At 33.6% G+C, this 25,785-nt stretch carries 19 protein-coding genes; 5 read left to right on the top strand and 14 right to left on the bottom strand.

Translation table 11 applies throughout. The features are described 5' to 3' along the window. The 3 genes from DCO46_RS16550 to DCO46_RS16540 all read left to right on the top strand — a co-directional run. The coding region (locus tag DCO46_RS16550) for a CHAT domain-containing protein (RefSeq protein WP_116753615.1) at positions 1-2,331 on the top strand (2,331 nt) is incomplete at its 5' end. After that, on the top strand, positions 2,283-2,720 hold the full coding sequence (locus tag DCO46_RS16545; protein WP_116753614.1) for a retropepsin-like aspartic protease: 438 nt from the start codon (positions 2,283-2,285) through the stop codon (positions 2,718-2,720). The genes DCO46_RS16550 and DCO46_RS16545, both read left to right, overlap by 49 nt. A 57-nt stretch (positions 2,721-2,777) precedes the next feature. After that, entirely contained in the window at positions 2,778-8,180 is a 5,403-nt protein-coding gene (locus DCO46_RS16540; protein WP_165828985.1) for a T9SS type A sorting domain-containing protein, read from the top strand. 359 nt (positions 8,181-8,539) lie between these two features. On the opposite strand, the gene DCO46_RS16535 is transcribed toward DCO46_RS16540, so the two are convergent. From DCO46_RS16535 to DCO46_RS16515, 5 genes are all read right to left on the bottom strand, one after another. Then, positions 8,540-11,716, bottom strand: a complete 3,177-nt coding sequence (locus DCO46_RS16535) for an efflux RND transporter permease subunit (RefSeq protein ID WP_116753612.1) — start codon at positions 11,714-11,716, stop codon at positions 8,540-8,542. A 138-nt stretch (positions 11,717-11,854) separates the two neighbouring features. After that, entirely contained in the window at positions 11,855-12,922 is a 1,068-nt protein-coding gene (locus tag DCO46_RS16530) for an efflux RND transporter periplasmic adaptor subunit (RefSeq protein ID WP_116753611.1), read from the bottom strand. Between the two features lie 9 nt (positions 12,923-12,931). After that, on the bottom strand, positions 12,932-14,266 hold the full coding sequence (locus DCO46_RS16525; protein WP_116753610.1) for a TolC family protein: 1,335 nt from the start codon (positions 14,264-14,266) through the stop codon (positions 12,932-12,934). A gap of 28 nt (positions 14,267-14,294) precedes the next feature. Further along, the gene (locus tag DCO46_RS16520; protein ID WP_116753609.1) at positions 14,295-14,894 is read right to left on the bottom strand and encodes a TetR/AcrR family transcriptional regulator; all 600 of its coding nucleotides are present in this window, start codon (positions 14,892-14,894) and stop codon (positions 14,295-14,297) included. A gap of 107 nt (positions 14,895-15,001) precedes the next feature. After that, entirely contained in the window at positions 15,002-15,523 is a 522-nt protein-coding gene (locus DCO46_RS16515; RefSeq protein WP_116753608.1) for a YceI family protein, read from the bottom strand. Between the two features lie 243 nt (positions 15,524-15,766). Between DCO46_RS16515 and DCO46_RS16510 the strand changes: the two genes are divergently transcribed. Both DCO46_RS16510 and DCO46_RS16505 read left to right on the top strand, forming a co-directional pair. After that, entirely contained in the window at positions 15,767-16,741 is a 975-nt protein-coding gene (locus DCO46_RS16510) for a polyprenyl synthetase family protein (RefSeq protein WP_116753607.1), read from the top strand. A 43-nt stretch (positions 16,742-16,784) separates the two neighbouring features. Continuing rightward, complete coding sequence (locus DCO46_RS16505) at positions 16,785-17,135, top strand: hypothetical protein (protein WP_116753606.1); 351 nt, start codon at positions 16,785-16,787, stop codon at positions 17,133-17,135. Here the strand turns inward: DCO46_RS16505 and DCO46_RS16500 are convergent. The 9 genes from DCO46_RS16500 to DCO46_RS22715 form a co-directional block, all read right to left on the bottom strand. Continuing rightward, positions 17,132-18,244, bottom strand: coding sequence for a zinc-binding alcohol dehydrogenase family protein (locus tag DCO46_RS16500; RefSeq protein WP_116753605.1), 1,113 nt, complete (start codon positions 18,242-18,244; stop codon positions 17,132-17,134). The two genes, DCO46_RS16505 and DCO46_RS16500, sit on opposite strands and share 4 nt — an antisense overlap. A 3-nt stretch (positions 18,245-18,247) precedes the next feature. Continuing rightward, positions 18,248-21,382, bottom strand: coding sequence for a lantibiotic dehydratase (locus DCO46_RS16495; RefSeq protein WP_116753604.1), 3,135 nt, complete (start codon positions 21,380-21,382; stop codon positions 18,248-18,250). 18 nt (positions 21,383-21,400) lie between these two features. Continuing rightward, positions 21,401-23,560: a peptidase domain-containing ABC transporter gene (locus DCO46_RS16490; protein WP_116753603.1), complete on the bottom strand. Its 2,160-nt coding sequence runs from the start codon at positions 23,558-23,560 to the stop codon at positions 21,401-21,403. After that, positions 23,553-24,707 (bottom strand): HlyD family secretion protein, encoded by a 1,155-nt coding sequence (locus DCO46_RS16485; RefSeq protein ID WP_116753602.1) that lies wholly within the window; start codon positions 24,705-24,707, stop codon positions 23,553-23,555. Before DCO46_RS16485 ends, DCO46_RS16490 begins: the two co-directional genes overlap by 8 nt. Positions 24,708-24,962: 255 nt before the next feature. Further along, the gene (locus tag DCO46_RS22735) at positions 24,963-25,106 is read right to left on the bottom strand and encodes a class I lanthipeptide (RefSeq protein WP_165828983.1); all 144 of its coding nucleotides are present in this window, start codon (positions 25,104-25,106) and stop codon (positions 24,963-24,965) included. After that, positions 25,106-25,249, bottom strand: a complete 144-nt coding sequence (locus DCO46_RS22730; RefSeq protein ID WP_165828977.1) for a class I lanthipeptide — start codon at positions 25,247-25,249, stop codon at positions 25,106-25,108. The genes DCO46_RS22735 and DCO46_RS22730 overlap by 1 nt, the downstream gene beginning before the upstream one ends. Positions 25,250-25,254: 5 nt before the next feature. Next, positions 25,255-25,398: a class I lanthipeptide gene (locus tag DCO46_RS22725; protein WP_165828981.1), complete on the bottom strand. Its 144-nt coding sequence runs from the start codon at positions 25,396-25,398 to the stop codon at positions 25,255-25,257. A 5-nt stretch (positions 25,399-25,403) separates the two neighbouring features. Continuing rightward, entirely contained in the window at positions 25,404-25,547 is a 144-nt protein-coding gene (locus tag DCO46_RS22720; protein ID WP_165828979.1) for a class I lanthipeptide, read from the bottom strand. Between the two features lie 5 nt (positions 25,548-25,552). After that, the gene (locus tag DCO46_RS22715) at positions 25,553-25,696 is read right to left on the bottom strand and encodes a class I lanthipeptide (protein WP_165828977.1); all 144 of its coding nucleotides are present in this window, start codon (positions 25,694-25,696) and stop codon (positions 25,553-25,555) included. Positions 25,697-25,785 lie beyond the last annotated feature (89 nt).

The raw sequence follows: 25,785 nt of genomic DNA, 5'->3' as shown, positions 1-25,785 counted from the left end.
CAGAAAAACAGATTTAAAAATTATGATATTATCGAATATTGCCTGAAGCCTTTGGGGAATTTATATACCATTCTTGGCGATTATGTCAATGCTGAAAACACCATTAAACAATATTATTTTATTGCCAATCAGCAGAAAAATGAGCCGCAGAAAATTGCTGCTATTCTTAATTTATCAAACGTTTATCAAAACACCGGAAATGTTTATAAAGCTGTTGATTTAATAGAAAAAACACTTGAAACCGAAAAATTAACCTCTTCACAAAAAGGCATTTTACTAAATAATCTGGGAGCAAATTATATTTTGTCTTCTAAAAAAACGATGGCAGAAAATTCATTTTTAAAAGCCATTTCATTGTTAAAAAATGAGCCTACACAACACGAAAATTTAGCAAATACGTACCTGAATTTTGCCAAATTAAAAGTAGAGCAAAATAATTTTAATGATGCTTCGGCTTATTTTGAAAAAGCCAGAACAGCATTTAATAAAACCCAAAATCAGGAACCGAGAAAAACAGCCCAGTTTTATTATGAAGCTGCTTTTATTGCTTTTAAACAGGAAAAATATAAAGAAGCGGGCGAAAACATTAAAGCTATCTTTAAGACACTGATTCCTGATTATTCTCCCGGGAAAAATGTTTTGCCCAACCAAAATTCGCTTTACGCTGAAACTATTTTGCTTGACGCTCTGGATTTAGAGGCACAAATTTATCTGACGCAAAATCAGCCAAAAATGGCATTGAAAAGTTTTGGTCTTTCCTTTTATATCGAAGAGATTTTCCAGTCTCTTCTGGTCTATGAAAATTCTAAAATCGTCACTCAGATCAGAAACCGAAACAGGATTGAAAAATGTATTTCTATTTATCATTCATTGTATGAAAAAGAGAAAAACGCCAGTTATCTCGAAAATGCTTTTTTGCTTTCGGAAAAAACGAAATCTGTGGTTTTAAAAAATTATCTCCACAGCTCCCAAACTCATTCAAGAGAAGAAAAACTGATCTTACAGCAACTTCAAAACTGGAATACGATTATTGTAAAAGAACAGCAAAAACTGGAATTGGCCGATATTTCGAAAATCAATGAAGCCATTAAAAAGCAAAATGAATTAATGCTGCTTCTCAAAAAAAATCAAATCAAAACTGATTCAGAAACAAATTCAGCTTTTGATTTACAAAAACTATATACCAAATTAGAAGACAATAAAGCCACTATGATTTCGTATTTTTTTGGCGTCAATGGTATTTATAATTTCACTGTTTTCAATAAAAAAATTACGCTTCAATATATTCCGCTTCAGGGTAGAATTGAAAACTTAATTGCTTTTATAGACTTTTTTAATAGTCCCAATGCGATAAACGACAATCCGAAACATTATAATAATCTTTCGAACCAAATTTATAAAACGCTTAAAATTCCTTCTGTTACAAATCACAAAAACCTCATCATTATTCCGGACGGAATTTTGAGTTTTTTGCCTTTTGAAGCTTTGGTAACAAAGGAGTCAGGCACAACGAATTTTGCTAAAATGCATTATTTACTAAATGAATTTAATGTTGCTTATAATAATTCCGCATCGTTTTACCTGAATTCAGTTCCATTTTCAAAAACTAAAAAAACAGTTTTGGGAGTTTTTCCTGTTTTCGAAAAAACAAAGTTTGCCCTGACTTTTTCCAAAAATGAATTGCAGTCTATACAGCATAATTTTGAAGGTCAGTTTTTTGAAAATGACAATGCGACGTTTCTTAATTTTAAGAACAATGCGGCCAATTATTCTATTTTGCATTTAAGTACACACGCTTCTTCGGGTGATACGGAAACACCGGCAAGTATCAAATTTTATGATCAGGAAATTTTATATTCTGAATTGTATAATCTTAATATAAATCCCGATTTGGTTGTTTTGAGCGCTTGCGAAACCGGAATCGGAAAATTGTATAAGGCCGAAGGAGCAATGAGTGTTGCAAGAGGTTTTCAGTTTGCCGGTGCTCAGAATTTACTGTTTTCTTTGTGGAAGGTAAATGATTTTACGACCTCTGTTTTTATGGATGATTTTTATAAAAATATTAAAAACAAACAATCTTATTTTGAGGCCAATGCCAATGCAAAACGTGATTTTCTGAATAATCCGGACATTCCAAATGCGCGAAAATCGCCTTATTACTGGAGTGCTTTTGTGTATTACGGAAGTATTACGCCAACTGAAAAATCATCAAATTATATCCTGTACATCATTAGTTTATTGGCGGTAATTGGTTTATTTTTGATTTTCAATCATTATCTGAAATGGAAAATCTTCACGAAATTCTCAAAAAAGAGAAATACAAAAAAATAAAATTCAAAATAACCAAAACACAGCATTTACTGATTAAAGCTAAAATCAATGATGTTTCCGGCAACTTCATTTTAGATACGGGCGCATCGAACAGCTGTATCGGATTTGAGAGTATTGAACGTTTTGAACTATTGGCAAAAAATTCAAAAACCAAAGCATCGGGAGCAGGCGGAACGGGAATGAAAACCCAGATTTCTTCTCAGAACAAAATACAGCTCGGAAGCTGGAAAAATCAGGATTTCAGCATCGTTATTTTTGATCTTTCCCATGTTAATGAAGCTTTGGAGTCTTATAAGGCAAAAGCTGTTCATGGTATTATTGGAGCAGATGTTTTACTGGAAGGGAAGGCTATTATTGATTATTTTAATCATTATTTGTATCTGAAATAGTGTAACTATGTTTTTTACGTATATATTTGTTAAGCCTATTTTAACAAACATATGCTTATGAAAAAAACACTACTTTATCTGTTCATTTTATTTACCAATCTATTTTATGCACAAGTATCCACTGTATCAGTTTGCAACAATGAGTCTTTTAATTTAATTACACTCAAAGCAGACTTCATTGGTAATTTAAATCCGGCTCAGACAACTGTGACCTTTTTTTTAAGTCAGGCTGATGCATTAAATAATACTAATGAAATTCTTAATTCAACCGCCTATAAAGGGGCTGTAGGTATAACAAAAATCTACGGACGAATTGATAATAATGGTACAATTACAGTCAATTATGCTGATCTGACTACATTTCAGTCTCCAATTGTAACTGCATCCAACAAACCAATTTTATGTAAAGGTGATACTGCATCGCTGACCATAAATGTTTCAGGAGGAAGTGGATCATATTCCTATTCGTTAAATGGAGGTTCGTTTACAAATAACGATTATTATCCTAATTTACCTGCAGGGACTTATAACATACAGGTTTTGGATAATGTGAGCAATTGCATTTCTTCTATTAATTATGCTATTATAGAACCTGCTTCTTTACAGGCAACCGTAGCGACGGCAAATCAAAATACATTTGTTACTGTAACCGGAGGTACACAACCTTATAAATATTCTTTAAGTGGATTTAATTATCAGACTAATAATTACTTTTCAAATTTAGCTCCGGGAAATTATAATATAGTAGTTTCAGATTCTCAGGGTTGTGTAACAGCAGTAGCTACTACAATTTTACCTGCTTTGACTTCGTCGGTAAATATTACCAGAGCGTTAACTTGTTCAATGGACTATGCATCAATCAATATTACTGCTGCCGGAGGACAAGCTCCATATACTTATTCTGTAGACGGAAAACCTTATCAGGTAAGTAATATTTATTATGATTTGTATGCCGGTAATCATATTGTTACTGTGAAAGATGCTTTAAATACAACAAATTCAACACCGCTCTACATTGAACCTTATTTACCATTCTATGCTTCATCGACTATAACTGGAGCAAGTTGTTATGGAGCAAATGATGGAAGTGTGGAAATAACTGCCAGTGGAGGTAGAGCTCCATATACATATTCAATAAATCATGGCCCTTTTGTCTCAGGCAATATTTTTAATAATTTGTCTCGTGGATATCATACAGCAGTTGTAATGGACGCCGTAGGATGTTTTACAGATAATTTTGATATAGAAATACTACAGCCTGATCCTGTCCTTATAACCCCGAATATTAAAAATGCCGGTGTTAATAATAATGATGGAGAAATTATAATTACAGCTTCGAAGGGAAATGCCCCTTATAGCTATTCTCTTAGTGATAATACAGGTACGGTATTGACAGGCCCACAATCTTCTAATATTTTTTCCGGTCTTCCTGCGGGTTCCTATCAGGTTCAGGTTACTGATTCAAAAGGCTGTTTTTCTACTAGATCTTATATAGATGTTGACCAATCTACACTGAGTGCTAATTTAACTGTAGCCTCTGTAACTTGCAATAGCCCAAAGGGGTCAATTACAGTTACAGCTACAGGAGGAGTTGCGCCTTATGAATATTCATTAAATAATGGAGCTTATTCTTCTGTCAATGTGTTTACTGACCTAACTCCTAAAAATTATACCGTAAAAGTAAGAGATGCAGAGAGTACAAGAATTACTCTTTCTGCAACAGTTATACAGTCAACTCCTTTGACACTTTCTACCAAAGTAAATGTTCCGGTATTTTGTAATGGAGATTCTTCTGGTGCTGTTCTTTCTACATCAACTGGAGGAAAAAGTCCATATATGTATTCTATAGATGGAATAACTTTTCAATCCAGCAGGTATTTTCTAAATCTAAAAGCAGGGACTTACAACATTACAACTAAAGATGCCAATGGATGTATTGCAGTTAGCTCAATTACATTGTCAGAACCATCTGCACTAACTGCAACTTATGAAATTGTTAACGATCAGAATATCTTTATTTCTGCTTCTGGTGGTAGTAATCTTTATACTTACTACCTTAATAACACTACGACGGGAGTTGAATATGGGCCGGAAACTGTAGGCGCATTTACTAAATTACCACCGGGAATCTATACAATTATGCTTGGCGATTCTAATGGTTGTACTTTTAATCAATCCGGAATAAAAATTGAAGCTTCACAATCTAATGCATTATCGGCTGTTTCAGTTGTTGATCCTGCTGATTGCGTACGTTTGGGAAGAATAAGTGTTTCAGCAATGGGTGGTAAAGCTCCTTATGAATATTCGATAAACAATGGAACAAATTATTCTTCATCCAATCTCTTTCCTTCTCTTTCTCCGGGTACTTATGCTGTCAAGGTACGTGATGCTGACTTAAATACAACATCTCATTCTGTTACAATAAATCCTATATTGTCATCCCCTACAATTGCTACTGTTGTTAAAAACATAAGCTGTCAAGGTCTTAAAAATGGATCAATAACAGTAAAAGGAATTGGCGGATCAGGTAATTATCTTTACCGTTTAAACGGAGGAATACAACAAAATTTTGATACGTTTTCGAATTTAGCTCCTGGAAATTACGTCATAGAAATACAAGACATGGGCTTATGTACAGCTACACTAACAGTTGCAATAACAGAACCAGAAGTTTTGAGTGCAACCGCAAAAATTGGCATTAATCAAGACATTACAGCTAATGTAACAGGAGGTTCTGCTCCTTACTCTTATGCTCTTGAAAATGACAATGGAGTAATAGTAGCTGCTCCTCAAAGCAGTAACATCTTTAGTAATTTAGCAACCGGACTTTACACATTAAAGGTAATAGACGCTAATGCATGTAGTGTATCTTTACCTAATATCGATGTGAAGCCTTTAACAGAATTATCTGCATCTCTTAATGCGACCAATATAACTTGTAGCAATCCAACAGGAACAATCGCAATTCAGGCAACTGGCGGAATTCCACCATATCAATATTCATTAGATAATGGTACATATGTTTCTTCAAACTTATTTGAAAACTTAGCTCCAAAAAATTATAATGTAAAAGTTAAAGATGCACAAAATACTGTTTTCAATTTGAATACAACAATTGTTCAAACAACTCTTTTAACCGTTTCTGCTGTAATTGAAACTCCTATATTCTGTCCTGGCAATAATACAGGTTTCATCAGCGCTACAGCAAAAGGAGGAGAGGGACCTTACCAGTTTTCAATTGATGGAACTAATTTTCAATATAGCAGATATTTTGATAAACTGAGTGCCGGAAGCTATAACATTACAACAAAAGATGCCAATGGGTGTCTGGCGAAATCATCAACCATAATATTATCTGACCCTGCTCCATTATCTGCAACTTATGAAATTGTTAATGAAGAAAATATAGTACTAACTACAACTGGAGGAAACAAGTTATATACTTATTATCTTGAAGATGCTGCAACTGGTGTTAAATCAGGACCTGATCATACTGGCAGATTTACAAAACTGGCTGTTGGAATTTATAATGTAACTATTTATAGTTCTGAATGTAATATTAGTATTCAAGGAATAAAAATTGAGCCTTCAACATCAACGAATTTGACGTTAGCATCTTTTGCAGATCCTATAACTTGTTCGTTTGCTGGAAGAATAACCCTACTTGCAAAAGGTGGTAAAGCTCCTTATCAATATTCATTAAATAATGGGGATACTTATTCTTCATCAAATACCTTTGTTGGTTTAACCGCTAATTATACCTATCCTGTAAAAGTTCGTGATGCAGATCTTAACACAGTCACAGCTATGGTACCAATGAATTATATTGGTGATTCTGTTACAATAATAGATGTAGTTGCTACAGATGTAAGTTGTGCCGGCAATAATGATGGTAAATTTAAGATTCTTACAACTAACGGTATAGGTCAATATAATTATTCTGTAAATGGGGGCATATCTACTAATTCAGATACATTTGATGGATTGTCACCTGGTAGTTATGTATTATCAGTGAATGGTGTGAATATTTGCAATCGTTTTATTGAAGTTATAATAAAAGAACCAGCAGCATTAGTTGCAAACGCTACAGTTGGCAACGATCAAAGCGTAACTGTTAATGTAACAGGAGGTTCTGCTCCGTACTCTTATTCTCTTGAAAATGAAAATGGAGTAACAGTAGCTGCACCTCAGAGCAGTAATACTTTTAAAAATTTAGCAACAGGTGTTTACACGTTAAAAGTTATAGACGCAAATACCTGCAGTGTATCTTTATCTAATATAACTATTATTGAAGTACCTGAATTAACAGCAACAGCAACTATAACTAATGTAACTTGTAATACTGCAGGAACAGTAACCATCAATGCAAATGGTGGATCTGGTACTTACCAATATTCGATAGATGGTGGAATTAGCTATTCTTCTTCGAATATCTTTACTGGTTTAACTGCGGGCAGCTACACTTTTAAGATTAAGGATTCTCAAAATGCTGTATTTACTTTAAGTTTAGATATAACTATAACTACGCCTTTACAACTTATCGCAACAGTTACATCTCAGCAAACCTGTTCAGGTCCGGGAACAATTACGGCTGTCGTAGCCGGTGGACTGCCTCCATATTATTACTCTATTAATAATGGAGCATATAGTACTTCAAATATTTTTAGTGCCAATAGCGGGATGCATATGATTTCTGTCAAAGACAGTAATAATTGTATAGAAACCGTTATGATAGCAATAACAGATCCTACGCCAATAACAGCTGATGTCACTGTAGAAAATCAGACCATTACTGTAGTTACAACTGGAGGAGCCGGAGGCTACCAATATGCTATTTCTCCTGACCTGGATAAATTTTCATCAAATAATATTTTTACTGATTTACTGCCTGGAACATATACAGTATTGATTCAGGACGCAACAGGATGCTATATTACGTTAAGTGTTGTTGTTGATCCTCCTGCTCCATTAATAGAAGGAAAAGACACTATTATTGTAGAATTTACGTCCGGTCAGACTTTAGGAGATATTGTTGTAGAAGGAGAAAACATACAATGGTACAGCAGCAATACGCCAACAAATAAAAAGGCTGAAACGGCTTTACCTCTAACAACAGTTTTAATTGATGGAGTAACTTATTATGCTTCGCAGACTGTAAACGGAATTGAAAGTAAAGAGCGCCTTGCTGTAACTGCTAAATTAAAAGGTGGACTTTCTACTCCTGATTTTGAATTGGCTAATTTCCAGTTTTATCCAAATCCTGTAAAAGAAATATTGACAATAGACAATACATCTGTAATTGATGGTATTGAAATTTTCTCTTTGTCAGGAAAATCTGTTTTGGTTAAAAAAATAAATGATACACGTTCTCAAATTGATTTATCACATCTTTCAAATGGGGTTTATTTCTTAAAAGTAAAATCTCAAGGAAAAGAAAGAACAATCAAAATCATAAAATAATACCATTTTAAACAGCAAAAAAGCCTTCATTCCAGTAATGAAGGCTTTTTTTATACTTAAACAATACCTGTATTAATGTTATATTGAAGTTAGGTGTTTTTTAATAAACAATAAGTAACAGCGGTACTCAATAACATTAAACTCTGCCTAAAATAAATAGTGCTGCTTCAGATTAATGGTGCAATAGTACGTGCAAAAAATAAAATGCCGGCTATAAATAGGCACACTCATTAAACTTATTATAGATTCCTGAATTTGCATGGTTCACTTCTCGGTACTTTACTTGAAACAACAAACTAAAAAAAATCCCAAACTCCTTTCGGAATCTGGGATTTACAAATCAAAAATTAAATCTATTATTAATGCGTATGTTTTGGATTAAAACCGTCTTCGCTTAATTCTGTGTGCTCATAATCGGCAACCATTTCAGCTTCGTAATCGATTTTTTCTCCTTTAGAGAATTTCTGGATTAATTTCTCCATAATATTATAAATTACAGGAACTACAATCAGGGTCAGGAATAAAGAAGAGATTAATCCTCCGATAATTACCCATGCCAATCCGTTTTTCCATTCTGCTCCTGCTCCGGATGCCAATGCAATTGGGAACATACCAAATACCATCGCAATTGTCGTCATCAGGATCGGACGTAAACGTGCGTGATTTGCCTGAATTAATGCTGTTCTTATCGATTCTCCGGCAGCTCTTCGCTGGTTGGTATAATCGACAAGCATGATCGCATTCTTACACACCAGACCGATCAACATGATGATACCTAATATCGTAAAGATATTTAACGAGTTATTTGTCAACGCTAATGCCAACATCGCACCAATAAACGAAAGCGGAATAGCAAATAATACTACGAACGGGTGCGCGAAACTGTCATACAAACTCACCATTACAAGATAAACCAAAATAATAGCGGCTAATAAAGCGATTCCTAAAGTACCAAATCCTTCTGATTGGTTCTCCTGATCTCCACCCCAGATATAGTTTACACCTGCAGGTTTTTTCAGTTTGTCTAATTTCACCTGCCATTGCTGAACAATTGTTCCTGATGGCACCCCAACGTTTTGTCCTTTTACAGTTACAGAAGCCGATTTATCTCTACGCTCTAACTGGCTAGGTCCGGATCCTTCTGTAATATCTGCAAACTGGGACAATTTAATTTGCTGTCCTGCTGCATTCACGAAAATCAGATTACTTACGTCAGTAATACTTTTTCTGTCAAAAGCATTGTATCTGATGTTGATGTCGTACTCATATTCACCGGCTCTGTATTTACCGTCTGTGTTTCCGCTAAAAGCAGTTTGCATGGTCAGACCAACTGTCTGAAGTGTTAATCCTAAAGCAGCCATTTTATCACGGTCTACTTTTACGTTAACCTCAGGGTTACCGTCTTCAACAGTCAATTTAATCTCTGTTGTTCCCGGAATTGTACGTAATTCAGCTTCTGCCAATTTAGCAAATGCCATTGCACTTTCTGTTGACGGACCTGTAACGATTAATCCTAAAGTTGCATCTTCAGCAGTACCTAAAATACCAACCGGAACTGTTTTAACTTTTGCTCCAACTAATACTTTTTCAAGCTTACGTTTGATTTTTGCCGCGTAAACGTTGGCATCATCGGTACGATCTTTTTGCTCGATCATTTTTACGTCGATCTCTGCTTTGTAAGCCGTAGCCTGAGATGCTCCAAAACCTTCACTGGTTTGTCCTACAGTCGTAATCTGGCTGTGAACATATTCCTGTTGTTTTAAATAAGCTTCTGCTTTTTGCGTCATGAAGTTCGTTTGCTCTAACGAAGCATCTTTGGGCATTTCGATCTGAACTAAGAACTCCCCACTATCAGATGATGCAAAGAATTCTCCTCCGATGAATCCACCACCCATTAATCCTATAGTTGAAGCAAAGAATAAAATCACTACCACTACAATGGTTTTAATATAATGATCTAAACACCAAGTCAATAAATTAGAAACCCAGTTAGTAAAACGAGTTAAATAGTTTTCAAAACCAAGAATTATTCTTCCGAATAAATTCTTTCCTTCAATATGCTCTAATTTTCCGAAACGGGATGATAACCATGGAATAATCGTAAACGAAGCTAAAAGAGATAACATCGTTGAGATAATTACAGTCACACAGAATTGTGTAATAATGTTAGAAACCAGACCGGAACTCATCGCAATCGGAAGGAATACCACCACAATTACCAATGTAATCGAAGTTACGGTTCCACCAATCTCTGCTGTTCCGTCATACGATGCACGAATTCGGCTTTTACCCATTTCCATGTGTCGGTAAATATTCTCCAATACCACAATCGCATCATCGACCAGAATACCTACCACCAGAGATAATCCTAATAAACTCATTAAGTTTAATGTATATCCCATTAAATAAATACCAATAAATGTAGCAATCAACGAAGCAGGAATAGATACCATTACAATCAATGAGTTTCTAATACTGTGAAGGAAGAACAACATTACAAATGCCACCAGAATTACCGCAATCAATAAATCGTGTACTACAGAGTCCGCAGCTTCTAATGTAAAGATGGTACTGTCTTTTGCAACTTCTAATTTTAACTGGTTTACTTTATAATCTTTTTCAAGAGTCGCAATAGTTTTTAATAATTGCTCACTTACCGCAACGGCATTGGCATCTGATTGTTTTACGATTTGTAAAACGATCGCACTTTTTTGATCTACACGGGAAATTTTCTCGGCAATTTTTTGTGTATCCTGAACATCGGCAATTTCACCCAAACGAATCTGAATTCCGTTTTGAGAAGAAACTACTAAATTTCTTAATTCATCAACATTTTTATATTTACCCGCTAAACGAATTAATATTTTCTGATTACGGGTCTGAATGTTTCCTGTTGGGAAATCCAGGTTAGAAGTCAGAATAGTTTGCTGAACCTGCGGAACTGATAATCCGTATCCCTGCATTTTTACAGCGTCAAGATTTACCTGAATTTCACGTTCAGAACCACCAATAATATTTACCTGCGCCACCCCTTGTACACGGGATAAAATAGGAGCAATTTTTTTGTCAATTAAGTCATAAAATTCTGCCTCATCCATTTTTCCGTTGGCACCAAGCGTCATGATTGGCAAATCACTTAATGAGAATTTAGTCAGTGCAGGCGTTTTTACGTCATCCGGCAAATCACTAATGATTGCATTAATTTTTCGCTGTGCATCGTTCAGGGAGAAATCGACTTTTGCGTTTGATGTCAGTGTAATCGAAACGATAGACAAGCTTTCGTATGATTTCGAATCGATTTTCTTAACATTCTCCAGAGATGCAATCGCATCTTCAATTTTCTTTGTCACCGTATTTTCTACCTCACTCGGAGAAGCTCCCGGATATATCGTAGAAATTGTAATAACGTTTTGCTCAAATTTTGGGATCAGCTCATAGCCTAACTGGCTGTAACTGAACAATCCACCAAGAGTCAGAATTGTAAACAGTACAATTACCAACGACGGACGTTTTATGGATATTTCGGCTAATTTCATATTTTTTTAATGCTATAGGCTTTAGGCTGTAGGCTTTAAGCTTTAAGGTTTAATTTCATATTTTTTAATGCTATAAGCTGTAGGCTGTAGGCTTTAAGCTTTTAAATTGCTTATTGCCTATAGCTTATTGCTTAAAGCCTACTTAATAATTTCTACTGTATTTCCGTCTTGTAAATTGATCTGACCTGTAACAATTACTTTTTCTCCATCAGATAATCCGTTGATAACCTCAACTTTATCTCCCAAAATTCTTCCTGCAGTTACTTTTCTTAATTTTGCAACACCATTTTCAGCTACAAAAATTTCATTACTGTTTACACTTCCTACGAATGCATTTCTAGGAACAACCATCAGGTTTTGTTTTTGTTGGTTTGAAGCAAAATTTGCAGTTCCGTACATACCTGCTTTCAGGTCGTTATTTGCATTATTTGTTATTTCAATTTCTACAGGGAAATTTAAGGACTCATCCGCTTTTGAAGCGATGAAAGTAATTTTTCCTGAGAAGTTTTTATCAGGGTAAACACTCGCTGTTACGTTAATAGTATTTCCGACTTTCAAGCTTGCTACCTGATTTTCGTTTACCGTAACTACTAATTTTAATTTAGAAACGTTTACGATATCAAACAAAGCTGTAGCTGGCATTCCGGCTAAAATAGATCCCGGTTCAATATATTTTTTATTGATAAAACCGTTAATTGGGGCTTTTACCTTTGTATCTCCAACATTAATATTTGCTTGTTTTAAGCTGGATTCAGCGTTTGTTAAAGCTAATTTTGCCTGATCTAATTGTTGTTTTGTAACACCGCCGGTTTTAAATGCATTTTCGTATCTGCTGTAATCCGATTTTGCATTTTGATAAACAGCCTGAGCTTGTTGTGCACTTACATTGATTACATCTCCTCTTACTGTTAGCAAAGTCTGGCCTACTCTTACGTAATCTCCTTCTTTAGCTAAAACGCTGATTACTTTTCCAGATTTTTCAGCAGAGAAAGTTAATTCCTGAATTGGCTGAAAGTTTCCGTTTGCAACGAAATCCAGAGAAACTTGTTCTGTTTTTACGTCAGCTATTTTTACTGAAACTGCCGCATTTTTTTCGGCAACGATATCTGTTTTTGCTTTATTTTCTTTCTTATTATTATTTAAGACATATCCAATCACACCCAACGCTGCGATTATGATTACGATTGTTATAATAGTTTTCTTCATTGTAATTAGTTATTTAATAAGAGATTTAAGTTCGCCTTTTGATTTGATTAGAGATATTTCGGCAATTTTATAATTTAAAACTGCTCTGGAATAGTTATTTTGAGCTTCAAGTGATGCGTTTTCTGCATCCAGCAAATCTGTTAAAGATGCCAGCCCCTGAAGGTAATTGTTTTTGGTATTGCTTAAGATTTCAGTCGCCAGACGCATGTTTTCTTTTTGATTTTCGATAGTCACAATATTGTTCTCAATTTGAGTTATTGCGTTTCTGTAATCTAGATCAAGTGAAAGTTTAGTGTCCTTGATGTCTTCCTGAAGCGATCTGATTTCAATATCGGCCTGTCTTACTTTTGCGCGGGTTCCAAAACCTGTAAAGATTGGTACATGCAAATTCAATCCTATTGCAGAGTAATCTGACCAGTAAACCCCGTCTTTTGGTTTTGCAAACCATGGAAATTCAGGACCCTGACCAATATAATTGTAGCCAGCAGTTAATGAAAGCGTAGGGTAATATCCTGCTTCAACTGCTTTTTTATTATACACCAAAAGCTCTTCTTGTTTTTTCAAAAGCAGGTATTCTGTTCTGTTTTCAGCATTTGGCTGTTCTGTTAATGCAGCCGGTACCACTTCAAATTCTTCTTTTGGCATGTCAATTTGAGTTTCTATTGGCATTCCCATATAAAACTTCAATGCATTTTCCTGTAAAGCAATTTGGTTTTTAATCTGCTGACGCTCTGTATCAATGTTAGACATTTTTACGATAATACGGTCTAAATCAATTTTTTTAGCCAGTCCGTTATCAAATTGCCCTTTTACGATATCACGTACTTTTGAAGTATTTACGTAGTTACTGTCCAGTAAAACCAATCTGTCTTTTTGTACATATACTGAATAGTAGTTATTAGCCACTCTCTCAATAACCTGTTCTTCTGTTAACTGATCGTTTATCTGATAAAATTCACGTGTAGATCTTGCTGCTTTCAATCCTGTAAAAACAGACTGGTCAAATATCGTCTGAGTTAAGGAAAGACCTGCATTTGATGTCCATTTTTGTCCAAATGCCGCCTGAATTGTAGTTCCCGGTGCACCAAATCCTGCTCCGTCAATAACCGTTGTTTGTATTACCGGATTGTACGTTATATTTCCGTTTGCAGAAATTTGTGGCAATGCTCTTGATCGAACTTCCTGAATTTTATATTCACTGTTTTCAACCTGCAGCTTCGATTTTTTCGCTTCAGCCTTATTTACAAGTGCGTAGTTAAGCGCATCTTTTAAGGTCAAAGTAGTTACTTGTGCGTTGGCCGTTATGCCAATTGTACACAAAAATATAAGAACTATTTGTTTCATATGGAGTATATATATTTAAGATTGATGATTATGCTCTAATTTTTTTAAGTTGTTTTTCAAGTTCAAGTATGCCTTTTGCTGTTGCCATTGCTCTTGTATGGTATTCCAGTGCTTCTAATTCTATTTCCTGTGCTTCTCTTTCTGAAACCGTATTTTCATTAATATGAAAAATCAGGGTGTAATAAAATTTTACATAGATGTCAACATTTAAATCCGGACGGTACAATTCTTCACGGATTCCTTTTTCAATATTTTCCCTGAAATATTTCGTGCACTGCTCAATTTCATGAGATAATACATTTTGGTAAATCTCCGGGTAATGCTTTTTTAACTGATATATAGGAGATGTATCGGTATTATTTTTAAACATATCACGAAACATTTCTCTAATTTCAAAATTCTCATGAATCGAGTTCAGGTTTTTCTCCACAATACTGTCAATTATTTCATGTACTTGTCTGTGAACCGTTGATGTGCTCTCTTCAATCAAAACCTCTTTATTACAGAAATATTTGTAAATCGTTTTTTTTGAAATACACATCTCTCCCGCAATATCATCCATCGTAACACTCTTAAAACCAAGCTTTAAAAATAACTCGCTTGCTTTTGATATAATTTTCTCTTTCATTTTGATTTTTCCGATTGTACTACAAATATAAACAGGAAACTAAAATCTAAAAAATAGTTTCCATTATTTTTGTAATAATTTTACTTTAAATTATTCAATTTGTAAGATTATATACTGAATTCCAGATTTGCAATCAATTTAATATCTTTTCCAAGGGCTAAACCGCCATTGTGATTAAAGGAATTATAGTCTAAACCAAAGTCCTGACGTTTAATATCTCCTTTGATTTCAAAGGCTACTTTCTTTTCTCCGTTATAAGAATTGATACCAATAAATTCTGCATCAAGTTCTACTACTCTTGTTACATCTTTTATGGTCAGATCTCCTTTGAAAAAATTAATATTGTTATTCACCTTTTGAAATGAAGTCGATTTAAAACTTATAATCGGATGCTCATTTACATTAAAAAGATCATTTAACTGCAAATGCGTATCGATTTGCTGAAAACTGTCATTTTTGTTATTTACATCTAATGAAAACTCAACAGAAGCATCTTCAATCTCGTTGTCTTCGATATTTACATAACCGTCAAATTTGTTTGCAGTTCCGCCTATATAAGCAATTATCGAATGTCTCATTTTAATTAAAACATCTGATTGAGTCGAATCTAAAGTCCATGTTGTTTTCATAATCCCTGGTTTTATTGAGTTCTTAAAATATTTTAAACTCTTATGGAAACTTTTTTAGTGTTATGAGTTTCCGTTTTCACGGTGCAAATATAGACAGGAAACTCTGAATACCAAAAAAGTTTCCAAGTTTTTTAGAAAAAATTTTAACAGAACAATTTTTAGTAGTCCCGGCATCTGAAATTTTGAAGGCATAATTCATAATTGAATTGTATCTTTGAGCTTCGTAAATCAGAATTTTATTTTATGCACGATATTAGTCAGTACCAGGATTTTTTTATTAGTTATTTAAAAAACCAAAACATTAGCAAAGAGCCTAAGAACCTTTATGAACCTATTGAATATATTTTAGGCCTTGGCGGAAAACGCATGCGTCCGGTATTAACATTAATGGCTGCCGAAGTTTTTGATACTGATTATACAACTGCGCTTCCTGCTGCTATGGCTGTCGAAGTCTTTCATAATTTTTCACTGGTTCATGATGATATTATGGATGATGCGCCTTTGAGAAGAGGAAAAGTGACGGTGCATGAAAAATGGAATATCAATACCGGAATTTTATCTGGAGATGCGATGCTGATTCTGGCTTATCAATATTTTGAACAATATGAACCGGCCATTTTCAGGGATTTGGCAAAATTATTCAGCAAGACTGCCCTTGAAGTTTGCGAAGGCCAGCAATGGGATGTTGATTTTGAAGAAAGAAGCAATGTTACCATTCCCGAATATCTGAAAATGATCGAATATAAAACAGCTGTTTTGGTTGCTGCCGCTATGAAAATGGGCGCAATCGTAGCCAAAACTACAGAAAAAGAAGCAGATTTAATTTATGATTTCGGACTTAACTTAGGATTAGCGTTCCAGCTTCAGGATGATTATCTGGATGCTTTTGGAGATCCTGAAACATTCGGAAAACAGGTGGGCGGTGATATTATAGAAAACAAAAAAACATACTTATACTTAAAAGCCTTAGAGTTTTCATCTCCTGACCAGGCAGTACAATTACAGAATTTATTTCATTTACAACTGGAAGATAATACCGCCAAAATTCAAACAGCAAAAGCTATTTTTAATGAATCGGGAGCATCAAAAGTTACTCAGGAAGCGATCGAAATGTACACACTAAAAGCTTTTGAGACTTTAGAAAAAATGACGATTTCTGAAGAAAAAAAGGAAATTTTAAAGACTTTCGGAGAAAATTTGATGGGCAGAACTGTTTAAGTTCCAATCTAAAATCTAAAAATCAACAATTAAAATACATACTATGTTTGTCGCTCCTAAAAACACAGAATTATTACTTCAGGAAGCTCAGGCTGAGACTTTGTATTTAAATTTGATTGAACAGATCAACAAAGATTTTAATCTGGCAAATGAAGGAATCGATTTTCCGCTGAGTATTTCTCCTGATGAATTAAAAATTCAGCTTCACGAAAAAATCTATCGCATGATTCAGTACAAATTTGCCGAATACCTGAATTTACTGTACATCATTGATGTTTCTGAAAGCGAAATAAAAAAACTTGACGGCTCAGATTTGGTAATCCTTGCCGAACAAGTTTCGTTTTTAATTCTAAAAAGGGAATGGCAGAAAGTCTGGTTTAGAAAAAATTATTAAACCTCTGCTTCCTCCTCTATTTTGCTGTATTCATAAATTACTTTTCCAAACTTATCTGAGTCCAGATTATAGGATTTAGTAACAAAATCTGACAAGGAATTTTCATCTGTAAAAACGGAATCTACCAATAATTTTTTTGTTTTATAAAATTCCAAACCTGTTACCAAATCATCAGTTGTTCCTAAACAGTTACCAATAAAACTAATGTTTCGCATCATCAAATTGGCAATCAGCAAAGTTAAATTGGTAGGCTTAACATTCTTAATTTTATCCAGAGACTGATTGAAAATTCCGCACGTTAAGTAACGGGCATTCAGATTCAGATTAGGTATTAAATATTCTAAATACGTATCTGAAAATGAATCCAAAACAGCATCAAACAATATTGTATTAGGAATGTTTTTTTCATTTACTGAGAAAATTTCTTTTATAAAAGGAAAATGTTCGCGAACGGTTTCTGTATTTTTTCCTGAATAAGATAATCCGTAAACATTACATTCAAGATTCCAGAGTGCATTTAACAAAAAATAAGAAGTGTTTGAGGTTACAGAGGTTACCAGTACATTGTCTCCTTTTTTAATATTTGCCTTGCGAACCATAGCGTTGGCTGTTTGTGTTCCTATACCCAATGCACCTGCCTCAACACCAGAAAGATAAGGTGGCACTTTGATTAACTTGCCATAATGATAAATTTCATATTCTTTGCTTGCATGATTTGACGGAATTCCCGGCATTGCACCATTTTCAGGTTCGGGATAAAAACAGTTTCCTATTACCAAATCTCCAACAGACAATGAAGAAACATTTTTTCCAATTGCAATTACATGCCCGGCAAAATCTGATCCTATCGGATAAAAAGTATCAATTTCTGCAGATTTTAATTTCTGCCATGCATTTTCTATAACTCCTAAATCTCTGTAATTTAAAGAGAAACTCGTCTTTTTTACCAAAACAGAATTGGCATATTGTTCTGATTCTTCATTAAATTCCGGAAAACTTCCTTCTATAAAAGCCAAAGGAATTTCTAAATTATCAATACAAATCAAATGTTTATTATGATCTTCAATCTGATCAAACAAAGAGGATGTTACTACTGCTAATGCTCTCATAATCTATGATATTAATTCTTCTGTTACTGTCGTTTTTTCTCTTTTTCCAGTGTGAAGCTGTTTGCTGTAATGTTTGTATAAAAAATCATAAACAACCATTTCATGTATTCTGTGCTTTGTTAAGAAGATTCGGTTACAAATCATATGAACATAACTTAACATTATATTGTCCAGATAAGTTGGCAAACGGTGTTGTTTGCCCAGTTCTTTTATCTGATTTACAGCATCAGCGTTTTTCTCTGTACGTTCATGAAGAATTTCCAGCAGAGGCTCATAAATTTCATCCATCAGATTTGGGTCCAGAAAGTTTTCAATTTCAGATTCATGTTTTACAAACATTTCATTAATTTGTTTATTCAATTTTCCTGAACGGTTAAATTCTTTGCCAAAGCCAGTCTTGGCTACATTAAACAGTTTGACTTTTCCTTCGAGTTTTACGTCAAAATCATTTAAGAAATGATCAATAGACAATAGACAAAACATCCATCTTATTTTTTCTCCTGTATCGCCTTCAATCATATCTGCAAATTTTAAGGTACAATCACTGTCATTAAAAAACAAAGTTTCTGTTTTTTCAATGGCTTCATATCCATAACGCTGCAATTCTCGAAGATAGTTGTCGGTTTGTGTTTTCCAGATGATTCTGGTTTGCTCAAGAGGCTCTATATACTGCCTGATGATTCGGATACAATCTGTAAATAAATTACTGTTTTTCAACAAAACACGAAATCTGATATGATGTCCCTGAGCATCATAATATCGAATAAAAAACCATTTGTCAATAATTCCTTTTTCTTTTAATTCTTCAACAATTGGAGCAATGCCTCTTTTTAACAATTCTTCTCCGGCTCTTTCTCCACAGTAAAATTTGTAATAAAGCCATTCTTCTCCTATCGAAAATGAAGTTGCTACACCTTGCTGATTTTCATTAGAAACAAATTGATTTGCCTCAATGGTTTCTGCTTTCTTCTCAATATTTTTGTGTGCTGTAAAAATAATTTCATTGCAATAATTACCTGTAATTGTATTTTCCTCAAATAAAAATTCTTTTAACTGAACAAAGTTTTCACTCTTTAGCATGTAATAAAACACATTGCAACTCAATTCATTATTAAAGTTTATAAGAACTTCATTGTCGCCTTGAGAGATATAAACCAGATCGGGGATATTTCTGTTTTTTCTGAAATTATTTATAAATTCAGTATTCTTTGATTCGCCGGCAGCAAGGATATGATCAATTTCTGTTTTAGTGATATTCCAGGTTGCTCTGCTAAAAATGGTGTCTTTATAAGTTAGTCTGGGTAAAAAATCAAATTCGTTTTGAAGTGCTCCCCAGCTAAATCCAAATCCGAAAGAGTTTTGATTTTGAAGATCACATAAAAAATGATAGATTGGCAATGCATTTGAAACAAAATTATGGGCGTTGCTCAATCTCGGGATTATCTCTTTATTCAGTCTTTTTGAACGCAGCACAATTTTTCCTGACTTTACCGAAACATACAAATCATCTATCGCAATCTGATGATCTCTGTCTACAGAAGCATTTCCTAAATAAGGAATTTCATAATCTCTCTGAAAGTTTCTGTATAATATATTCCCTGTTCTTGCCTGAGGCAAATGCACTATTTCTGCAATAATTTTATCCGGATTAAGCTGATTTTCAATACTGGATACTTCATTGCACAAGTCAAGAATTTTGGTATCTAAATGACTAAACCTTCCAATCAATCCATTTGCAGACGGTCCGCTGGCTGTTTTTAGATTGATTTTTTCGACTCCATTTTCATGAAATATATTCACAAATGCAGAAAAAGTATCAGGATATAGAGATTCATTCTCTTCAAATTTGTTAATTTCTTCATCTGTTAATTCGATTGACTGCAAATTGTTTTTTGTAGCCTGAAGTAGTTTTTTGAACAAAAATGTTTTTTTAGAATCCATAGAAATCTGACTGGCATCTGAATGTACTCCACCAATAAGTAATTCATCTACCAAAGCCGATTTTGCTCCAGCTGTTTTTGCGTAACCAATTCCTATGTCCGGATCCAGAACACTTACCAAAGGTTGTTCGTATTCTTCATAACGCTCCAGGAATTTTCTTTTGAATTCTTTCAAATTATTGTTTTCCGAAACAGATTGCAATTTGTTTAGAACACTCAACGCCGGACGTAAATTCTTTAAAGTTTTAAAACTTACAGAACCCTTATAAATCTTTCTATAACTGTCTACCTGAAATAATTTTGAGATATCGACATTATTTAATTCTTCGTTTACTAACTCATGAATTTGAGTATATAGAGCAGGATCGTTACTATTATTTGTGTCAAGGGAATTGATTTTGGATTTTAAATTTGTAATTAATTCTTTGATAACTTCGGCTTCATAAAAATCGAATCTTGGTTCTGAAAATATTCTCAATAGTTTTTCAAAATAATCTTCTCCGGTAATGGTAAATTCTAATTCGGTTACAATAAACTGACTTTGAATAAGTGTATCGATAAATTCCTGTGCATCTTTCAACGAAATTTCGTCAGAAACAAGAAGATCTGCAAGTTCGCTTAACAGAACTCCGTTTTTTGCTTTTTCAAATATCAGTTCCAGATAATCGCTCATTTCAACCTCAGAAATTTTATGAAAGCGAACATTCTCTTTAAAATAATATTCGACATACCGATATTTATCAAGAACTGTGTAAATAGAATTGTTGCTGTAATATTTTAAGGCATTTCTGATAGCATCATTTTTTACAATAACAGGCAGGAAGCTTCCTAAAAAATACATGTCAAATTTGGTAAATCTGCCAAAAGTACTTGCTGCAATATCAAGATTGGTTTCTGAGTTTAGGTCTACTGCCGCCACGGTGGCAAACATTCCAAAAGGCGTACTTCTGTTTGCTAATCTTGAGGCATATTTATATAAGGATCCTTTTAAGTTTTTAAGTTCTTCTTCTGTCTGAAAAGCTTCACCTGTTTCCCACATAACAAGTGCTTTATAAATATTTGGAGAACCTATAAATAAGGCTTCCCTGTTTTCTTTTTTAGAAAAAATTGACTGAATTTTTTCCCACGTAAGATCCATTTGCTTTTCTTCAATTGGAGTTCTTACAATAGCCGTTTTTGTAAAAGAGTAATTTTTCATTTTTGTTAAATTTCCTTATTAAACAATTATATTATTCCACATTCTATAATAGTATTCTTCTTTATTCATAAGCTCATCGTGTGAGCCTGATTCAACGATTTCTCCTTTTTTGAAGGCATAAATTACGTCAGCTTTTTTAATCGACTGAAGCTTATGCGCAATTACGATAATTGTCTTGCCTTCTGCATTCAGGTCTTCTACTAATTTTTTGATAACCAATTCAGATTCAGAATCCAGCGCCGAGGTTGCTTCATCCAGTATAAGCACTTCAGGATCTTTATAAAGTGCTCTTGCAAACGCAATTCTTTGTTTTTCTCCTCCCGATAAATTAGCACCAAATTCTCCTAAATAAGTATTAAATCCGTTTGGCAAAGATTCTATAAAATCATAAGCACCTACTTTTTTACTTACTTCTATTATTTTTTCCATATCAGGAGTTGAGTCCCCAATAGAAATATTAAAAGCGATAGTTCCGTCAAAAAGTTCTACATTTTGTGGCACCGTAGTAATCAGCGAATTAATACTTTCTTTAGAGATGTAATTTAAGTCATATTCACCAATTAATATCTTTCCTTCTTTCGGATTGTATATATTTTGAATTAAGGATGCAATAGTACTTTTCCCGCTCCCGCTTTCTCCCACAAAGGCTGTAAATTCTCCTTTTTTTATGGTAAGATTTAAATCCTTAAAGATGTAACGCCCTAACTCATAAGAGAAATCGATATTTTTAAATTTAATATCATCAAAATTATTTTTGGTCAGCCATACTTTAGACTCCATTTCTTCTCTGTCCAGATCCATAATACCAAACAAACGATCTGATGCAATCATAGCGTTCTGAATAGCCTGGTTTGTACCTATTAATTGTGAGGCCGGCCCGGTAAAATATCCTATTATAGAATAAAATGAAAACAGTTCCCCCGGAGTAATCTCTCCATCAATAGCATAATAAGTTCCTACCCATAAAAGGATTATGGTAAATAATCTTGAAATAAAATCAGTAGAAGTTCTTGCAAAAATTCCGTTCATTCCTGATTTATAAATACTTTTTAATAAATCTACAAACTTTAATTCTGTTTTTGTTTTAGAAAAATCTTCCAGGGATAATCTTTTTACAGTACCAATATTTTTAATAGATTCTACAAGCTGAGATTCCATGAGTGCATTTTTTTCCATTATCTCACGTTCTACTTTTTTATTTAACTTATTTGTTATCAAATAAATAATAATATAAAACGGAATGATTAACGAAATTATCAACGCTAATTTCCAGTAGAAAGAAAACATAAAGATGAACGAAAAAAACACGATTAGAATATTTACAGAAATGCTTAAAGCTGTTTCGTTTATAAGTGCTCTAATTTTTACGGCATCGCCAATTCTAGACATAATTTCACCGATTCGCATCGTATCAAAGAACTTCTGAGGCATTGTAAAAAGATGTTTGTAATATCCCAAAATCAATCTGGAATCTATTTGCTGACTTGTTCTTAAAATGAACACATCTTTTAAAACACTATACAAAATCTGAAGCAGCAAACAGCCAATTACTATTATACTCATTAGGTTCAGTAAACTTTTATTTCCGCTTACAAGCACGAAGTCTGTAATCTTACCAACATAAATCGAAACCGAAAATCCTAACAAAGTATACAAAACAGCTCCTATAATAGCTTGTAGCAGAATATATTTATGAGGTTTTAGTAAAAATAGTATCCTTTTAAAATTTGATATTTTTTCATTTTTTTCTTTAAAAATATCTTCATCCGGAACTAATATTAAGGCATAGCCTGTAAATATTTTTTCAAACTCAGCCAGTGGCTTTTTTTCTAATTTACCAACCTGAGGGTCCATTATCTGGATATAAGTACTGGTGATTTTGTAAGCAACAATATAATGAGGGAACTCGTGTCCGTCTTTTTTTATCAAAACATGCAAAAGTGAAGGCAGCGGAATATCCTTTAATCCTTCAAAAGAAACTTTTACCCCTTTTGCAAGAAATCCCAGTTTAACTGAAGCTTCTCTTAGTCCTAACAGCGTAGTCCCTTTTTGGTTTGTATTGGCATATTGGCGAATTCTCGAAATCGGAAGGCTTAGATTATAATGTTCAGAAATTGATGCCAGGCAAGTTGCACCGCAATCTGAAAAATCATGTTGTTTTATTTCTATTTTACTCATTTTTGCTGTTGTAAGGATTAAACCAATCTTCTACTTTATCAAACAATAACTGAAAGGCAGTTCTTTTGGTTAAGAAAAAACGGCTGGTTAAACTCATTCCTTTTTTTAGATTTCCTTTGGCTCCGTTTTTTAAGGTTAAGCTATTGACCTGAAGGTTGCTTTTTATTTTATAGTAAGGATTATTATTTACGATAAGAATGTCTTTACTTATTTCGAAGATTGTTCCTTTTGCAAATCCCCATTGATTTGAATTGAAAGCATCAATCTGATAAATGGCATCGCCTCCTTCTTTTAAATATCCGATTTCGGATGGGTTTACATAAGTTTCTACAATTATACTTTTGTCGGGCGAAATTTCCACAATTGGATTTCCTGATGCGATTCCGCTTCCTTTATTAAATCCCTGCATATTGATCAATTCACCATCGATCGGGGCAATTATTATATAATTATTCTCTTCTTCTTTAAGTTGTTTTTGATTAGAATGGATACTTTTATTATCCTGACTCAGCTGAGTGTATTCTTTTTGCCAGGATAATTCTGTTTGTTTGATCAGGTTGATGCGGTCATTCTTTATTTTATTCAGTTCTAATTCAGATTTTTCAAATTCAGATTTAGAAATAACCTCTTTTTTATAAAGATGATCTTTTCTGTCAAAGTCTGCCTGAGTATTTTTTACCACTATATCCAGATTATATAATTCCTGCTGATGTTTTAAAAGCTCTCTTTTGTATTGATCTGATCTGATCTGGCTGTAATTTCTATGAATTAAGTTATTCAGATCACTTAAATAAAGGGAATTTTCTGAGCTCTGAATCGTATTTAAATTTTCTCTTTCTTTTAATATGTTGTGCTCTATTATAAGTAAAGTATCTCCTTTTTTTATTTTCTGATTTTCTTCAATATTAAAAAGGGAAATTTTACCACTAATAGGAGAATAAAGCGTAAGTTTCTTTTCCTGTGGAATTATAGTTCCTCTGCTTGTTGTATAAACATCTATATATATAAAAGGAAGAGAAACAAAGGCAATCAAAAGCGCTAAAAATGTAATCACAAATAAGAAAGAAGTTTTCTTATTATGTTTAATGATGTGACTTTCAACAGTGTTGTTCAAAATCTCTTCTGGGAAAATTTCTTTATCGTTCATCTTGTGTCGTATTAATTTCTTATGACAAATGAACCTATTATTTAAGGAAGAAAAAAATGAAAAAAGCCTATTTTTATAAAAAATCGGGTTATAATTATAAGCCTAAAACACTGAAAAACAGAATATTAAATGTGTTTTCAAAAGAATTGTAAAAACGATTCGATTGTATTGGTTTTTATGATTTTAAAGCATAAAAAAAGCGTTATCAGTGTAAACCGATAACGCTTTTTTTGAAGGAGCATGTCCGAAAACTAATTAAAGTTTAGCAATTAAGTAACTAATTACCAAATAACATGCTGGAGAGCTTCCACCATCTACATCATGCATTTGATTGTCATTTAATTCTGTAACAGCTATTTTATTGAAAGACAGCTTGTTGTTTACGTTTTGTTTTTTCATTATAGTTTAGCAATTAAGTAACTAATTACCAGGTAACATGCAGGAGAGCTTCCACCATCTACGTCATGCATTTGTGTGTCGTTTAATTCTGTAACAGCCACTTTGTTGAAAGCAAGCTTGTTGTTTACATTTTGTTTTTTCATTTGGATTATAGTTTTGCGATTAAGAAACTGATTACTAAGTAACATGCAGGAGAACTTCCTCCGTCAACGTCATGCATTTGTGTGTCGTTTAATTCTGTAACAGCCACTTTGTTGAAAGCAAGCTTGTTGTTTGGATTTTGTTTTTTCATTTTGATTATAGTTTTGCGATTAAGAAACTGATTACTAGATAACATGCCGGAGAGCTTCCGCCGTCTACGTCATGCATTTGTGTGTCGTTTAATTCTGTAACAGCCACTTTGTTGAAAGCAAGCTTGTTGTTTACATTTTGTTTTTTCATTTTGATTATAGTTTTGCGATTAAGTAACTGATTACTAAGTAACATGCAGGAGAGCTTCCGCCATCTACGTCATGCATTTGTGTGTCGTTTAATTCTGTAACAGCCACTTTGTTGAAAGCAAGCTTGTTGTTTACATTTTGTTTTTTCATTTGGATTATAGTTTTGCGATTAAGAAACTGATTACTAAGTAACATGCAGGAGAGCTTCCTCCGTCTACGTCATGCATTTGTGTGTCGTT

The sequence above is a fragment of the Flavobacterium sp. HTF genome (assembly GCF_003105115.1).
Classification (GTDB): Bacteria; Bacteroidota; Bacteroidia; order Flavobacteriales; family Flavobacteriaceae; genus Flavobacterium.
This window is presented reverse-complemented; position numbering and strand designations above follow the sequence as displayed.

Excerpts from the sequence above, each read along its gene's own strand:
- DCO46_RS16545 (WP_116753614.1), top strand. The coding sequence starts at position 2,283 with ATGGAAAATCTTCACGAAATTCTCAAAAAAGAGAAATACAAAAAAATA.
- DCO46_RS16540 (WP_165828985.1), top strand. The coding sequence starts at position 2,778 with ATGAAAAAAACACTACTTTATCTGTTCATTTTATTTACCAATCTATTT.
- DCO46_RS16535 (WP_116753612.1), bottom strand. The coding sequence starts at position 11,716 with ATGAAATTAGCCGAAATATCCATAAAACGTCCGTCGTTGGTAATTGTA.
- DCO46_RS16530 (WP_116753611.1), bottom strand. The coding sequence starts at position 12,922 with ATGAAGAAAACTATTATAACAATCGTAATCATAATCGCAGCGTTGGGT.
- DCO46_RS16525 (WP_116753610.1), bottom strand. The coding sequence starts at position 14,266 with ATGAAACAAATAGTTCTTATATTTTTGTGTACAATTGGCATAACGGCC.
- DCO46_RS16520 (WP_116753609.1), bottom strand. The coding sequence starts at position 14,894 with ATGAAAGAGAAAATTATATCAAAAGCAAGCGAGTTATTTTTAAAGCTT.
- DCO46_RS16515 (WP_116753608.1), bottom strand. The coding sequence starts at position 15,523 with ATGAAAACAACATGGACTTTAGATTCGACTCAATCAGATGTTTTAATT.
- DCO46_RS16510 (WP_116753607.1), top strand. The coding sequence starts at position 15,767 with ATGCACGATATTAGTCAGTACCAGGATTTTTTTATTAGTTATTTAAAA.
- DCO46_RS16505 (WP_116753606.1), top strand. The coding sequence starts at position 16,785 with ATGTTTGTCGCTCCTAAAAACACAGAATTATTACTTCAGGAAGCTCAG.
- DCO46_RS16500 (WP_116753605.1), bottom strand. The coding sequence starts at position 18,244 with ATGAGAGCATTAGCAGTAGTAACATCCTCTTTGTTTGATCAGATTGAA.
- DCO46_RS16495 (WP_116753604.1), bottom strand. The coding sequence starts at position 21,382 with ATGAAAAATTACTCTTTTACAAAAACGGCTATTGTAAGAACTCCAATT.
- DCO46_RS16490 (WP_116753603.1), bottom strand. The coding sequence starts at position 23,560 with ATGAGTAAAATAGAAATAAAACAACATGATTTTTCAGATTGCGGTGCA.
- DCO46_RS16485 (WP_116753602.1), bottom strand. The coding sequence starts at position 24,707 with ATGAACGATAAAGAAATTTTCCCAGAAGAGATTTTGAACAACACTGTT.
- DCO46_RS22735 (WP_165828983.1), bottom strand. The coding sequence starts at position 25,106 with ATGAAAAAACAAAACGTAAACAACAAGCTGTCTTTCAATAAAATAGCT.
- DCO46_RS22730 (WP_165828977.1), bottom strand. The coding sequence starts at position 25,249 with ATGAAAAAACAAAATGTAAACAACAAGCTTGCTTTCAACAAAGTGGCT.
- DCO46_RS22725 (WP_165828981.1), bottom strand. The coding sequence starts at position 25,398 with ATGAAAAAACAAAATCCAAACAACAAGCTTGCTTTCAACAAAGTGGCT.
- DCO46_RS22720 (WP_165828979.1), bottom strand. The coding sequence starts at position 25,547 with ATGAAAAAACAAAATGTAAACAACAAGCTTGCTTTCAACAAAGTGGCT.
- DCO46_RS22715 (WP_165828977.1), bottom strand. The coding sequence starts at position 25,696 with ATGAAAAAACAAAATGTAAACAACAAGCTTGCTTTCAACAAAGTGGCT.